Annotated in this window: 15 protein-coding genes; 4 read left to right on the top strand and 11 right to left on the bottom strand. The window is 47.3% G+C overall.

Translation table 11 applies throughout. From position 1 onward, the window contains the following. Nucleotides 1-84 precede the first annotated feature (84 nt). The 3 genes from V7Q13_RS01315 to V7Q13_RS01325 form a co-directional block, all read right to left on the bottom strand. On the bottom strand, nucleotides 85-1,044 hold the full coding sequence (locus V7Q13_RS01315; RefSeq protein WP_333798875.1) for a phosphodiester glycosidase family protein: 960 nt from the start codon (nucleotides 1,042-1,044) through the stop codon (nucleotides 85-87). A 62-nt stretch (nucleotides 1,045-1,106) separates the two neighbouring features. After that, on the bottom strand, nucleotides 1,107-2,036 hold the full coding sequence (lipA, locus tag V7Q13_RS01320) for a lipoyl synthase (RefSeq protein ID WP_333798876.1): 930 nt from the start codon (nucleotides 2,034-2,036) through the stop codon (nucleotides 1,107-1,109). A 50-nt stretch (nucleotides 2,037-2,086) separates the two neighbouring features. After that, a complete protein-coding gene (locus V7Q13_RS01325) occupies nucleotides 2,087-2,938 on the bottom strand; it encodes a hypothetical protein (protein WP_333798877.1) in 852 nt (283 codons plus the stop codon). 45 nt (nucleotides 2,939-2,983) lie between these two features. Here V7Q13_RS01325 and V7Q13_RS01330 point away from each other — a divergent pair, with 45 nt between their 5' ends. Then, nucleotides 2,984-3,391, top strand: coding sequence for an OsmC family protein (locus V7Q13_RS01330; protein ID WP_333798878.1), 408 nt, complete (start codon nucleotides 2,984-2,986; stop codon nucleotides 3,389-3,391). On the opposite strand, the gene V7Q13_RS01335 is transcribed toward V7Q13_RS01330, so the two are convergent. The 7 genes from V7Q13_RS01335 to V7Q13_RS01365 all read right to left on the bottom strand — a co-directional run bounded on the left by V7Q13_RS01335 (nucleotide 3,372) and on the right by V7Q13_RS01365 (nucleotide 8,476). Continuing rightward, complete coding sequence (locus V7Q13_RS01335) at nucleotides 3,372-4,655, bottom strand: DUF2851 family protein (RefSeq protein WP_333798879.1); 1,284 nt, start codon at nucleotides 4,653-4,655, stop codon at nucleotides 3,372-3,374. The genes V7Q13_RS01330 and V7Q13_RS01335 overlap by 20 nt on opposite strands. A gap of 47 nt (nucleotides 4,656-4,702) precedes the next feature. Next, nucleotides 4,703-5,305 carry a Maf family protein gene (locus V7Q13_RS01340; protein WP_333798880.1) on the bottom strand — a complete coding sequence of 201 codons (603 nt, stop codon included), beginning with the start codon at nucleotides 5,303-5,305 and terminating at the stop codon, nucleotides 4,703-4,705. Nucleotides 5,306-5,309: 4 nt separating this feature from the next. Then, complete coding sequence (locus V7Q13_RS01345) at nucleotides 5,310-6,263, bottom strand: geranylgeranylglycerol-phosphate geranylgeranyltransferase (protein WP_333798881.1); 954 nt, start codon at nucleotides 6,261-6,263, stop codon at nucleotides 5,310-5,312. A gap of 42 nt (nucleotides 6,264-6,305) precedes the next feature. After that, on the bottom strand, nucleotides 6,306-6,827 hold the full coding sequence (locus V7Q13_RS01350; RefSeq protein ID WP_333798882.1) for a KdsC family phosphatase: 522 nt from the start codon (nucleotides 6,825-6,827) through the stop codon (nucleotides 6,306-6,308). Between the two features lie 88 nt (nucleotides 6,828-6,915). Beyond that, nucleotides 6,916-7,152: a Fe-S cluster assembly protein IscX gene (gene iscX, locus V7Q13_RS01355; protein WP_157477966.1), complete on the bottom strand. Its 237-nt coding sequence runs from the start codon at nucleotides 7,150-7,152 to the stop codon at nucleotides 6,916-6,918. A gap of 87 nt (nucleotides 7,153-7,239) precedes the next feature. Then, on the bottom strand, nucleotides 7,240-7,575 hold the full coding sequence (locus V7Q13_RS01360; RefSeq protein ID WP_333798883.1) for a 2Fe-2S iron-sulfur cluster-binding protein: 336 nt from the start codon (nucleotides 7,573-7,575) through the stop codon (nucleotides 7,240-7,242). Between the two features lie 124 nt (nucleotides 7,576-7,699). Beyond that, nucleotides 7,700-8,476, bottom strand: a complete 777-nt coding sequence (locus V7Q13_RS01365; protein ID WP_333798884.1) for a Rossmann-like and DUF2520 domain-containing protein — start codon at nucleotides 8,474-8,476, stop codon at nucleotides 7,700-7,702. A 54-nt stretch (nucleotides 8,477-8,530) separates the two neighbouring features. Between V7Q13_RS01365 and V7Q13_RS01370 the strand changes: the two genes are divergently transcribed. From V7Q13_RS01370 to V7Q13_RS01380, 3 genes are all read left to right on the top strand, one after another. Continuing rightward, complete coding sequence (locus tag V7Q13_RS01370; RefSeq protein WP_333798885.1) at nucleotides 8,531-9,397, top strand: alpha/beta hydrolase; 867 nt, start codon at nucleotides 8,531-8,533, stop codon at nucleotides 9,395-9,397. 143 nt (nucleotides 9,398-9,540) lie between these two features. Beyond that, nucleotides 9,541-12,114 (top strand): type I DNA topoisomerase, encoded by a 2,574-nt coding sequence (gene topA / locus V7Q13_RS01375; protein WP_333798886.1) that lies wholly within the window; start codon nucleotides 9,541-9,543, stop codon nucleotides 12,112-12,114. A 100-nt stretch (nucleotides 12,115-12,214) separates the two neighbouring features. After that, the gene (locus tag V7Q13_RS01380) at nucleotides 12,215-12,967 is read left to right on the top strand and encodes a hypothetical protein (protein WP_333798887.1); all 753 of its coding nucleotides are present in this window, start codon (nucleotides 12,215-12,217) and stop codon (nucleotides 12,965-12,967) included. A 154-nt stretch (nucleotides 12,968-13,121) separates the two neighbouring features. Here the strand turns inward: V7Q13_RS01380 and V7Q13_RS01385 are convergent, their stop codons facing one another. Next, the gene (locus V7Q13_RS01385; RefSeq protein WP_333798888.1) at nucleotides 13,122-13,415 is read right to left on the bottom strand and encodes an isoamylase early set domain-containing protein; all 294 of its coding nucleotides are present in this window, start codon (nucleotides 13,413-13,415) and stop codon (nucleotides 13,122-13,124) included. Nucleotides 13,416-13,751: the final 336 nt, after the last annotated feature.

Below are 13,751 nucleotides of genomic sequence, written 5' to 3' on the forward strand. Positions count from 1 at the left end.
TTTTAACCTTAAACTCGCAATAGTTATCCCAAAATCTGTGCCAAAGTACCTCAGGATATGAGTGATGTGCAATAGTCAGATCAACTAATAGCTTGTAGTTGTAACCACAAACACAGCTGGTACCGGCCGTTGGCCTTCTTTGTCGGATGGTTTTATGGTAGTTTTTCCGTTGATTAGTAAGCAGCTGCTGCCACCACCATCGAGATTGAGGCCTTCTACACAGCCGGCTTGCAGCAACATGTGGCCTAATTGTTCCAAGGTGGCGCCTTCGGCAATGCCGGGGTTACGGCCTTCTACCGCTAAAATAATCAGACGTCCATCACGGGTATAACCCATGGCAGTGCGGGGATGCTTGTCTTGCAGGCCTGTTACAAACATGCGTTCTTCCTTGTTGTACACTTTTACTGCCCCGGCTTCCAGCACAACAGGACCACCGCCTACAGCTGTTCGCATTTTCCATTTAACAGGCTTGGGCAAGCTGGCATTGGCTGTTATTACATCTTGCAGAGAAGGATCGGCAAGGTTGCCCGTGGCCACACTGGGTTGTATCCATGCATAAGCGTAGCGCAGTGCCGTATCTGTATAAGTCCAGGCTACATCTGCTTTTCGTTTTTTGCCGATGCCAATGGCACTGCGGGTAATGTAGTAGTATCGGGAACTGTCTTTACCCATTTTTACCGCAGGGGTGTTGTACGCTTTCAATTGTCCGTTGCTTACCACCATGTTCAGGTTGGCATTGTTGGCAAAAGAAAAGAAAGTGCAGTTGGCTACCACCAGTGGCGAGGCATGCTGTTCGAAGTATTGGGTAGGGGTAAACCTTTTTCCATTTCCCGTAAGGGCATCAAATGAAAGCTGTTTGTTTTTCAGTGGTAGTTCGATGTAATACGCAATGTTGGGTTTGCCAGCCAATGCCGTATTGGTGCGGTATACATGTACGCCTTTGGGCAATGGCCCGAAAGCTGAATCTACATTTTGCCAGGTGAGTTGTGCATTTGCAAAAAGGGTAGTGCTGAGCAGTACCGCAAGAACCATTAATTGCTTCATGGCCTAAAAATAGCAAAGCACCCATTGCGGGTGCCTGCTGTATCATTAATGTTTTTATTTATTTATGCTGAAACTACTTCAGCCTTTTTTTCTTGCATCCATGCATTACGGCCATAGCCTGCTATCACGTGGTTTTCGCTGTGGTAGCTGCTGCGTACCAGCGGGCCGCTTTCTACATAGTCGAAGCCCAGTTCGTAGCCAAACTCACGAAGCATGCCAAACTCATCAGGGTGCACAAAACGATCGACTGGCAGGTGGCGGCTGGTGGGTTGCAGGTATTGACCAATGGTGATAACATCCACATTTACATTGCGCAGGTCTTCCATGGTTTGCTTCACTTCATCCATGCTTTCACCAAGGCCCAGCATAATGCCACTCTTGGTACGGATGCCTGCCTGCTTAAGTGTACGCAATACTTCCATACTGCGCCAGTACTTGGCCTGAATGCGCACCTGACGGGTGAGGCGTTCTACCGTTTCAATATTATGGCTAATCACTTCTGGTGCAGCTTCGGCTACCCGCAAAATATTTTCTGTTTCTCCTTTAAAATCCGGAATCAACGTTTCCAGCGTGGTTTCCGGATTGAGGGTTTTTACCGCTTTGATGGTGTTGTACCAAATGATGCTGCCTCCGTCGGGTATTTCATCACGGTCTACCGAAGTGATAACTGCATGCTTCACTTTCATGAGATGAATGGCTTCGGCCACCCGTTGTGGTTCGTCCCAATCTACGGGGTCGGGTCGGCCGGTAGCTACGGCACAAAAGCCACAGCTGCGGGTACAGGTATTTCCCAAAATCATAAATGTGGCAGTGCCTGCACCCCAGCATTCGCCCATGTTAGGGCAATTGCCGCTTTCGCAAATGGTATGCAGTTTATGATTGTCTACCAATCCTCTCACATGCCTGTAACTTTCGCCAATGGGCAGTTTTACACGCAGCCACGATGGTTTTTTTATTTTTTCTACGGATTGATCCTGTGTAATACAACTCATAATTTGTGCAAGGTAATAGTTGCTGAATAAACAGCATCCTGTGCAAAAGGTTATTTCCGCCGGCCAAATTCTATGCCTACGTATATGTTGGCAAAAAAGCGTTTGGCGGGATTGTCTACCATAATGGGCATTTCCTGTGGGTAGAACTCTACGTTTACGCCACATTCAATGGCACTCACCATTTCGTTGTAGCGGCCATAGTCGAATCGTAAACCGGTTTTGGCAAACACACCGGGTCTGAATTTCAACTCATTAAAACCTTTGAAAAAACCGGCGCTGGTACCCTGTACCGATTGGTCTAAAAACAGCGTATCTGTGCGGTTAGCTCCACCCATCCAGTTTATTTTGATAAGCTCATTGTTGGCAACATCAAATTTTTCGATGTAATATGGTTTGAGCAAACCGAGCGATAAACCGCCACCGTAAATGGCCATTACAGCAACCCCGTTTTTATTGCCTTTGCCACCAATTAAATATTGTTGTCCAAAGCCAATTTTAGTTTGCATAAACACGTTTTGCTTTGCATAAATGTATGGGCGGGTTAAAGCAAAACCAATGCTAATGTTTTCGCTGCCAATCTTGTATTCATTGTTGGCCTTTCTTACACCTACTTCTACCAGGTACCAATGTGATTTGTAATTGGATTTCATTTTCGCCTTTTGAAAATGGGCTGCCAAACCATCGTTGTACAACTTGCCGCCAAGTACCCATTCCTTATGGTATATGATGGCACCTTCTTCTTCGGCCTTGGCCATTTGATTCACCTTGTCTCTGCGGGCCTGTTGCTTGGCCTGTCTCGACTTTCTGTCTGAGCCTTCGTTGGTGTCTTGTGCTAACAGCGAAAGAGAAGCTAAAGAAAGCAGGCAACAAAGTGAGGCGGGAATCAATTTTGAAATGACCATGTATTAGTGTTGTAGGTAACAGTAAATTTAGCCCAAAAATAAGGTATGACCGCATCGTTAATTTACAATGGAGCGTTAAGGTGCACAGCTGTGCATAATCAGAGTGGATCGGGTTTGGAAACCGATGCACCAACAGATAACAGGGGAAAAGGAGAAAGGTTTTCGCCCACCGATTTGACGGCTACTTCTCTTGGTCTTTGCCTCATTACAACTATGGCCATCAAGGCAACTGATATGGGCATAGAGCTGGAAGGTACAACTGTAGATGTGCAAAAACACATGAGCAAAGAACCTCCGCGCCGCATTGTAAAAATGGAAGTGTGGGTAAAACTGCCAGCACTCGACCTGAGCGATAAGGACCGCCAAATACTGGAAGCTGCAGGTAATGCATGCCCGGTGGCCCGTAGCCTGCACCCCGATCTGGAGCAGGCGATTAGCTACCAGTGGGGCTAAGGGCTTCGCTGCGCAATAAGCGATTACCCACGGCACACTCGAGGCAGCGTCGGGCATCGCAATATTGTTTGCGCAGTTGTAGTAAGGCTTGCGAAGTATAGGCATTTTCGATAGGTACGTTCATGGCAGCAAAAGCGGTCATGAACGTATTTTTTTCGGCAGCAGTTGCTTGCAGAAAACCCAATGCTTTTTCGGTTTGTGCGGGTTGATTCAAAGCTTTGCCATAAGCATACAATAGCGGCGCAATAGCATTTATCACAACACTATCGATAGCCTGCTTGCCGAGTGTCTTTGGCTGTGCATCACTTTCGTGGTCGGGTTTAAAATGGGTTTGCCAATAATCGTTGGCTGTTACATCAAACAACTGGTGAATTTGTTTGAGTTCATTTGCCTCCAGCAGTTGCGAAAACAAATGGCTGCTCCGATGAATGAGCATGGCCAGCTGTGCCAATCGGATGGTAGGAAAATTGACTGGCCGCATTCTTAAAAAGGAGGGCGGCTGTTGAATGACCCGCAGCTGATATTTCTGCTGTAAAAACTGATACTCTTTGTACAACATTTGTGCATACTTATCGGTCATGTGTTTATGCAACAAACCTGCCTGACCTAAGAGCAACGCTTCCAGTTGGTGAATCTGGTTTTTGTGCTTCGCTAAAATGTTTACAGAAATAGATGACGCCATTTGTTCAAAGCTTTCGCCATTGACAGCACCACCCATAGCCCGGCTGATCATGCGCCAGCACACTTCTTCCCAATGCTGTTGTGTTTGCTGAATGTGTTTGGCAACGCGGTTTGTTTTTTCCTGCAATCTTTCTGCCAGCAACCGGTCGAGCCAGTTTTGCCAAATGAGAGAGGGCACCGCTGAAGCTTGTGTGCCACAGGGTATGGCTTGCTGGCTACTCATCCAGCTGCTGTATTGCTGCAGCATCATGCCCGAAATACGATTGCGCAACGCTAAAACAGGAACCTCCGCCGGCCAGTCTGGCACATCATGTTCGTACACCACATGCAAAATAATTTTTGCATAACGGTCATCGTGATGATGCCCGTGTTTGTACCAATCGCTGGTGCGTAAGTGCAGCTCTACAGCACCTGCCCACAGCGTACCATCAATATTGATTCTTGCATTTTGAAAATCAGCTCCCTGATGTGTGTTCCATTCACCGGGGTGAATCACTTCTATAGGATAATGTAATGTAGTTTGCAGTTGTTGCGCATTGTAATAGCGAAACTGCCAGATGAATTGTAGCAAACGTTCGTTCATAGCGGGTATAGGGTGTGTCTCCGCTAATGTACATAAACCTGACGAGGCTACAATTCCTTTAGCAGCTGTAAAACACGACTCACCGGAAGCCCCATTACGTTGTAAAAATCACCCTGAATACTTTTAATGCCTGTTACACCAATCCACTCTTGAATGGCATAGGCTCCGGCTTTGTCGTAGGGCTCGTATTTGTCTACGTAGTATTCTATTTGCTGTTGTGTAAGCTCATGAAAAGTAACCGAAGTGGTGTCAGCAAATTCAAAAGTTTCGGTGGCCGTCATTAGGCAAACACCGGTAATTACTTCATGTGTTTGTCCGGATAATTGCAGCAAAAAATGTACAGCATCTTCGCGGCTGGCAGGTTTGCCAATAATATGGTTGTTGAGCACTACAATAGTGTCTGCCGCCAGTATGGGCAAATGGTTGCTGTTCTCCGTGCGGCTCTCATCCCAGCGGGTAAGTTCTTTTTTTACAGCCAATGCTTTTTCACGGGCTATGGCTACAGGCACTTGGTCTATTGGTAATGTGGGGTCTTCTATTTCATCGGTATGTTTTACGATGACTTCAAAATCTACTTCAGCCCATTCGAGCAGCATTTTTCTGCGGGGCGATTGGCTGGCCAAGATGATGCGGGGCAGTGAACTTCTCATAAACTTATCGGGTATACAACATAAAGAAAACCATAGAGCAAATACCGCCCAACATTATCCACTTGAGCTTGCTGCTCAGTTGTGCAAATTGTGTAGTGTTGATGGCTTTAAATAAATGCTTGAATAACATTATCAGCGGCACTGTAACGGTTATCAGTAAGTACAATGAAGCATACCACCACTGAAAAATGAGCACATAGGTTTGCATTACTATGAGCATTACAATGAGGATTGCCAGCCATGTGCCGGCAAATACTTTCGATGCATTTACTCCATACACAATGGGCAATGTTTTGCATTGTGCCCGACGGTCGCCTTCCATGTCTTCCATGTCTTTTACCACTTCTCGTATAAGCGATATAATGAAAGCAAAAGCGGCATAGAGCACACCAATGCGGGTAAGCCTCGCTACCGAAGCTTGTGTGTCGGCGGCAGTGATGATACTGTTCCACCAGCCGGGTAATTCAGCCACCAACATGATGAGAATAACCCATGCAGTGAGTAGCGAAATGAGTACGTTGCCAATAATCATTTTCCGTTTGTAGGTGGTAGAATACACCCACAGCAGCACTACACACAGTATGTTGCCGATGGCAATAAGCGGATTGTGCAATTTGTAGCCAACATATACACTCAGCAATACGCCGATGCCAGAAAAAACAAGGTGCCAAAATATAGCCATGCGCCTGGTAATGATGCGGTCTACCACCATGCGGTCGGGCTTGTTTACCTGATCAATATTGATGTCGAAATAATCGTTGATGATATAGCCTGCGCCAGCTATGAGCACACTGGCTGCTACGATGAGCCAAAACAAATGCTGCTGCAAATGCAATGGAAAAGCATGGCTGTTGGCAGCAGGTAAAACAATGAAGTAGTGAAAGAGGATTTGTGTAATAGCGATAAACACCAGATTAGGCCAGCGGAGCAATCGGAAAAAATGACCTAATAGTTGCATGTTGTAAAAATATCGAGGGCAGGGGAGCAGGCAAAATTATTTCTACCGGCTCTGCACCTGCGTGGTATGCACCCAATCGCCATTGAGTTTGAGCACTTTTTCTATCACATCTCTGGCGGCTCCGGCACCACCAACCTGTGGACTGATGTACAGACTAACTTGTTGTATTTCGCTGCAGGCATCGGCAGGGCAGCAGGGGAGCCCCACTGTTTGCATCACTTCCAAATCGGGAATGTCATCGCCCATAAAAAGCGTTTGCGACAAACTGTATTGACGCTGTTGCAAAAAGTCTTGCAGTACCTGCTTTTTATCGTGCACCTGCATGTACACATGACGGATGCCCAATTTGTGCAGCCGCTCTTTTACCAACTCCGATTGGCCACCACTAATGATGATGACTTCATAGCCTTTCTTCACCGCCAGTTGCAAAGCATAGCCGTCTTTGATGTTCATGCGGCGTACCATTTCACCCTCGGGCATCAGGTACAAAGTGCCGTCTGTCAGCACTCCGTCTACATCAAAGGCAAACACTTTTATGTTGGGGAAAAGGCTTAGTACATTCATTGGTGAGTTGATAGATGGTGGATGATAGTTGGTAGTAAAGATGGCAGAAAATCAGCCATCAGCCATCCTACATCAGAAATCCGACATCCTATTTCTGGTTATCTCTCCACTCGTACACCCAGCTGCTCTGAATCATTTCCAGATGGCCTTCGTTACTTTCTTCACGGGTACCCACAAAGCCAGGAATTTGCAACACCCACTCCAACAAATCGGTAAAACGAATGCGGTAGATTTTGCCTTCGTTGAACTCATCGCCAAACTTTTCATAGAGTTTAATGGCAATGTCTTCGTAGTCGTTCCAGTGAATAGGCGGTTCGTAGCTCATATAAGAATGGGGGAATTTGAAAATGAATAATTAGAATACTCAGGTAAGAAAACAATTGTCAGCACATTCGCCAACCGGCACATTGTTTTACTCTCCCAAAAACTGTGATTGGTCAGGCACGGTTACCTCGATTGTACCACTGCCGGCTTCCAGCACACACTGGCAGCCGAGGCGGCTATTGAGGCGGGGGTTCACCGCACGGTCAATAAAATCTTCTTCACGGTCGGTAATTTCCGGCAGATAATCTTCACCTTTTTCAACGTATACATGGCAAGTGCTGCAGGCACATACCCCGCCACAGTTGTGGTGCAGTTCAATGTCGTTTTTCAGGGCAATTTCCAAAATGGAATCACCGGCTTCTATGTTGGTCAGTGTTACAGGTTCGAGGCCTTTTTCTTCAAACTTGAAATGGATAGTATACATAATGATTGGTTCGTTTCGTATTGGGGCGGCAAAAATAAGGGTTGCCGTTTCGCTTCGCCTGCTTATAACTTGTAAATCCTGTTTTGGTTGGGGTACAGGGCGCAAAAAATTCCGTTTCTCAACATCAGCACTTGTGCTGCATCCAGTGGCTCACCTGCTGCGAAAGGTATTCATACAACTTGGCCATGTTCTCATCTTGTGTTTGCAGCAGCGCAATGTGTTTGGCAATGGTGCCGTGATCGTTTCTGGCGGCAGGGCCGGTTTGCCACTGTTTCGGATCATTGTTGGTGAGGCGGTTCACGGTTTCCTGCATCAGCGGTTGCAGCAGTTCAAAAGGCACTTGCTGCGCTGCGCAAATGTTGTACGCCTGCCCATACATGAGGTTGGTAAAATTGTTGGCAAAAATGGCAGCCATGTGCAGCCACTGGCGTTGCACATCGTTGGCATGACCCGTAATGGGGCTGAGGCTGCGGGCTACATCATCGAGCAGCGCCAGATCGTCGGGCGTGGAAGCATCGGTGAGCAATGGCACAGGGGCGCTGGGCGGCGCTTCTTTCCGCAGGCTTTGCAGCGGATACAAAATGCCATGGTTGGGCGATACAGTTGCCAGTACCTGCATGCTTACCGAACCTGCCGTATGTGCCAGCAAACCTTTCAGCTTGGGTAACTGTGCCAGCACTTCGGGTAAGGCCGTGTCGGAAACGGCTATAATATATAATGGTACATGTTGCCGGATGGCAGAAAAATCAGTGCTGCCCTCAGCCTCATATTTATCGGCCAACTGCTTGACGGCTGCTGCATTTCGCCCCAGCACTTGTACCAACTGATGCCCGGCTTGCTGCAACATGCCGGCCAGCACCGTAGCCACATTGCCTGTTCCTATCAATACTATTTCCATCATTTCAAAGTAAAGCAATTCAGAGTACTGTTTCTTTGCGCAAAGCTTCTGTGGGATATGGCAACACAACGTGGGATGACGGCAGCGCAAAAACTGGTGGTAGAATATTACAAGGCCAAGCTTAACCTGATGCATGTGCTCAATGCCCGCTGGGCAGCGGCTTCGGCCATCGATTTGTTTCAAAAGCCCTACGCCCGGCCCCGCCGGAAAGACCCGCCCATTTGGAAAGAAGCCAAGCGGCTGCGGCTTAACTCGGGTGAGCATCAATTGGCCGGCTATCATTGGTTGCCCAAAGAGCCGAACGGGCAAAAACTGCTCATTGTGCATGGCTTTGCCGGCAGCTGCAAGTCTTTCGAAAAATACATTTACCCCTCTTTGAAAAAAGGCTACGAAGTGCTGGCCTACGATGCACCGGGCCATGGTAAAAGCAATGGCAGCCGGCTCAACCTCATCATTTACAAATGGGTGCTCGAAGATATTATTCGCCATCACCAAGGGTTTGATGCTTACCTGGCCCACAGCCTTGGCGGCATGAGCCTGATGCTGGCGCTGGATGCCCTCGGCCACAAGCAGCAAAACAAAATTGCACTGGTGGCGCCGCTGGTAGAAGTGCGGTCGGCTACGCAAAACTTCAGCCGCTTTTTGCAATTGCCTGCCAACCTGCAAGCCCTGTTTGTGGAGGAACTGGAAAAGCGGGCCGGTCACAAAATGGATTGGTTTTCGCTGCCCCGCCTGCTGCGGGAGCATCAGGGGCAGGTGCTGTGGATACACGACCGCTTCGACGATACCACACCCTTTGATGATGTGGAGCCCGCCATCCCGCATTTGCCCGGGCATGTGGAACTGATGGTGACGGAAGGGCTGGGCCACAGTCGCATTTACCGCGACAATAAAGTGCGGAAACGCATCCTCGAATGCTGGTAAACTGCTCCGGTTTTGTAAGCTGCTCACAACCGCAGGACGTTGTTTTTTACAAACTATCCTAATATTGCCGTGGAAAACGCTGGTTCACCCCCGGTAATTTTCCACCCATTAACATAGAACTTACTCCCCGCTATTCGCACATCATGGCAAAAAACTTACTCATTGTAGAAAGCCCGGCCAAGGCCAAAACCATCGAAAAATTTCTGGGCAAAGACTTTCAGGTAAAGAGTTGCTACGGCCACATCCGCGACCTGGAAAAGGACGACATGGGCATTGATGTTGACCATGGTTTTCAGCCAAGGTACGTAGTGCCGGATGAAAAACAGAAAGTGGTAAGCGAACTCCGCAAACTGGCAAAATCTTCTGAGGAAGTTTGGCTGGCAAGCGATGAGGACCGTGAAGGAGAAAGCATCAGCTGGCACTTGTGTGAAGTGCTCGATTTGGATCCCGCCACCACCAAGCGGATTGTGTTTCATGAAATTACCAAGCCCGCCATTCAAAAGGCCGTGGCCAACCCCCGCACATTAAACATGAACCTGGTAAATGCCCAACAGGCCCGCCGGGTGCTCGACCGCATTGTGGGTTTTGAAATCAGCCCGGTGCTGTGGCGCAAAATTGGTCGCCAGGGTGGCTTGAGTGCCGGCCGTGTGCAAAGCGTTGCTGTAAAACTGATTGTAGATAAGGAAAGAGAAATCAACACATTCAAAGCTGAAAGTGCTTTTGTAGTAAAAGCACATTTCACCGGCAAAGATCTTAATGGCAAAGACGTAAGTTTTTCTGCTGAAGGAGCTCGTTTTGCCAACGGCCAACTGGCAGAAAAATTCTTGAATAGCTGTATTGGCGCTGCTTATAATGTAAAAGACATTGTGGTGAAGCCCGGCAAGCGTACGCCTGCAGCACCTTTTACCACTTCCACTTTGCAGCAGGAAGCCAGCCGCAAACTAGGTTATGGCGTGGCCAAAACCATGCTCATTGCCCAAAAGTTGTACGAAGCGGGTCATATTACCTATATGCGTACCGATAGTGTGAACCTGAGTGATACAGCTCTTGGCGCCATCGGCAATACCATCGAAAACAACTATGGTAAAAGATATTTGCAAATACGCAAGTACAAAAACAAAAACGAAAGTGCACAAGAGGCACACGAAGCCATACGCCCCACGTACATGGAGCATTCCAGCATTGATGATGCAGAAGGTGCCCGCCTCTACGACCTGATTTGGAAACGGACCATCGCTTCGCAAATGGCCGATGCCGAACTGGAAAAAACAACGGCCAAAATTGGCATCAGCACCAATGGCGAAGAACTCTCTGCCAGTGGTGAAGTCATTAAGTTCGATGGCTTTTTGAAAGTATACCTCGAAGGCACCGATGAAGAAGACGAGCAAGAAGATGGCCGCCTGCCTAACCTGAGTGTGGGCCAGTCTGTTGACTTGCTGGAAATGACGGCTGCTGAAAAATATTCACGCCCAACAGCCCGCTATACAGAAGCGTCGCTGGTAAAGAAACTGGAAGAACTTGGCATTGGCCGTCCTTCTACTTATGCGCCAACCATTTCTACCATACTCAAGCGTGGCTATGTGGTAAAAGAAGACCGCGAAGGCCAGCAACGCAGCGTAGTCATTTGGAAATTGAAATCTGATAAGGTTTTTTCCGCTACGCAAATGGAAAACTATGGTGCTGAAAAAGCCAAGCTGTTTCCAACGGATCTTGGATTTGTGGTGACCGACTTTTTGAACAAGCATTTTGAAAATGTGATGGACTATTCCTTTACCGCCAGGGTAGAAGGAGAGTTTGATAAGGTAGCCGAAGGCAAGCAGCAGTGGAACAGCATGGTGCGCAACTTTTACGATCCTTTTCATAAGGAAGTAGAAGAAACCATGGAGCATGCCGACCGTGCCACAGGGGAGCGTCATTTGGGCGAACACCCCGAAAGCCGCAAGCCCGTCTTTGCCCGCATGGGCCGCTTTGGCGCCATGATACAAATTGGCAGTGTGGATGATGAAGAAAAGCCATTGTTTGCCAGCCTTCGCCCCGGCCAAAGTATTGAAACCATTACCCTCGAAGAGGCATTGGATTTGTTCCGTTTGCCTTTTACATTGGGTGAATTTGACGGCAAAGAAGTGAGTGTCGGCATTGGCCGTTTTGGTCCGTATGTAAAGCACGGCGATGTTTTCATCAGCCTGCCAAAAGGAGAAGATCCGCTGGCGGTGGATATGGCCCGTGCACAAGCTTTGATAGCCGAAAAGGTTCAGGCAGATGCACCAATCGCTACTTATCAGGGACAACCCGTAACGAAGGGTAAAGGTCGCTTTGGCCCGTTCATCAAATGGGGCGATTTGTACATCAACGTGCCCCGCCGCTACAACTTTGATGCGCTGACGCAGAAGGATTGCGATGAGCTCATTGCCGCCAAGGTGGAGAAAGAATCGAACCGCTACATTCAGCAATGGCCGGAGTTGAAAATCAGTATTGAAAATGGTCGTTGGGGCCCGTACATCCGCTTCGGCAAGAAGATGCTGAAACTGGGTAAGCCCGGCAAAAGCAAGTATACCCAGGAAGAAGCTGCTGTGATTGATTTAGAAGAAGTGAAGTCAATCATTGTAGCGCAGGTGCCCGATGCTTTTGAGAAAAAAGCCACCGCAAAAAAAGCTGCCCCCAAAAAGGCAGCCGCCAAGAAAGCGGCACCAAAAAAAGCAGTGGCCAAAAAGAAATAATCTTGAACACACCGGAAAGGAGAAGCATGGTGAAAACCATGCTTTTTTTATACCATGAAGCGGGTATGAAATGCGTTGAGTTGTTTCCGACATTTACGGTATGAACACCACAAATGAAGCATCCGATCCGATTGCGGTTTTTAACAGCCGTTCATTTCGGCTGCCATTTCTGTTGAGCATTTTCATTATCATGCAAATCAGTATGGGAGCCATGTTTTTTCCCATTATTGTAGGGGCTCCCATTTGGATAAGTGCAGGCGTTTTGTTTGCCAGTATTTTTCTATCTATTGGCTTGCTGGCAGGCCATTGTAGTTATAGCTTGCACCCACAGGGCATTACGCAGCAAATTCGTTCCTTTTCATGGATGCCTGTTTTTAAAAAAACAACGGTCAGGCATTTCAGCTGGCAAGACATACAGGCATACAAAATGGGCTCCGATCTGTCGAGGTCGATGGAGCAATATAATTATCTGTACATTTCAGTCAGGCGATTTCCTTATCAGTTGCGGTTGTCCGATCATCAATGGGATAAGCAGGCTTTTTTGCATTTTGCACAGGCTTTTGAAGCCCAGATTGCAGCGCAGGCTACTCAACAAAAAAATCCTGTATCCTCATCGTCTTCATCCAATACACTTCTTGCAGCTGCACCCAATACTACCATCAAACGCAAGCCTTCTTTTTACGAACGGCCAATAGCCCATGTAGTGTTTTGGATACTGGCTATTGGCAGCGGTTTGCTGGCTTGGTTTATGACGGAATACGAACTCACACAGGCACGGTACCTCGATCGGTTTAGCGTTATCATCATACCCGGATTAAGCTATTTTGCCTATCGTTTATATAGAAAAAAATAGCCATTCATTACAGGCATGAAATTGCCATGCAGTACAATGTAGCACCGCAGCACTTTGCATACGTACAAAAAATGCCACCACTAGCATAGTGGCAGCATTTCGTTGTATGTGTTTTGTTTGAAAACGCTCTGGCTGGGAGCCCGCAAGCGGAGTCTTAGTCTATCTTAATGAGGCTGTTGCTTCCACCAAATTCATTGGGGGTTTCGCCGTCAGCTTCTGCTTCGTTCAGCCATTCCTGACCGTTGATGCGATACTTAAATTCGTGTGTAGAATTTTTGGGCAGCGATACTTCAACCGCAAATGATCCGTCTTTTTTCTTTTTCAGTTCAACGCTGTTTGTCCAGTCGTTATTCAAACCGAATATCTCAACTGAATCAGCATTTTCCGGGCTGAGCGTAAATTTTACTTTTGCGTAATCTTTTGTTTTGAAGTAAGTCTTTTGTACCATTTGTTTTTGTTTGGTGAACAATAGTGTGTACCGTTTTAATACGACATTGTAGAATGGGTAACCCATGCAGGTAGTGGTGTGCTCTACAAGCTTGTGGATAACTACTACAACCGCTTCGAAGAATGTTCAATCTTGTTCAACTTTCGTCGAATAATATTTATACTCACTGCAGCAACATTGAAATTATGCCCTTGTAGCCACCGTTTTTGGTGTATGAATAAAGATATCCGGGTCCGCTTTTGTGGAATTCAATTTGGGGGAAATGTTATCAGTAATTATTGTCGCATATTGTAACAAATGCCTTCACGACAGCGTAAAAAGATTCAGGAATAATTC

The sequence above is a fragment of the Phnomibacter sp. genome, from assembly GCF_036803085.1.
In the GTDB taxonomy this organism is placed as follows: Bacteria; Bacteroidota; Bacteroidia; order Chitinophagales; family Chitinophagaceae; genus Phnomibacter.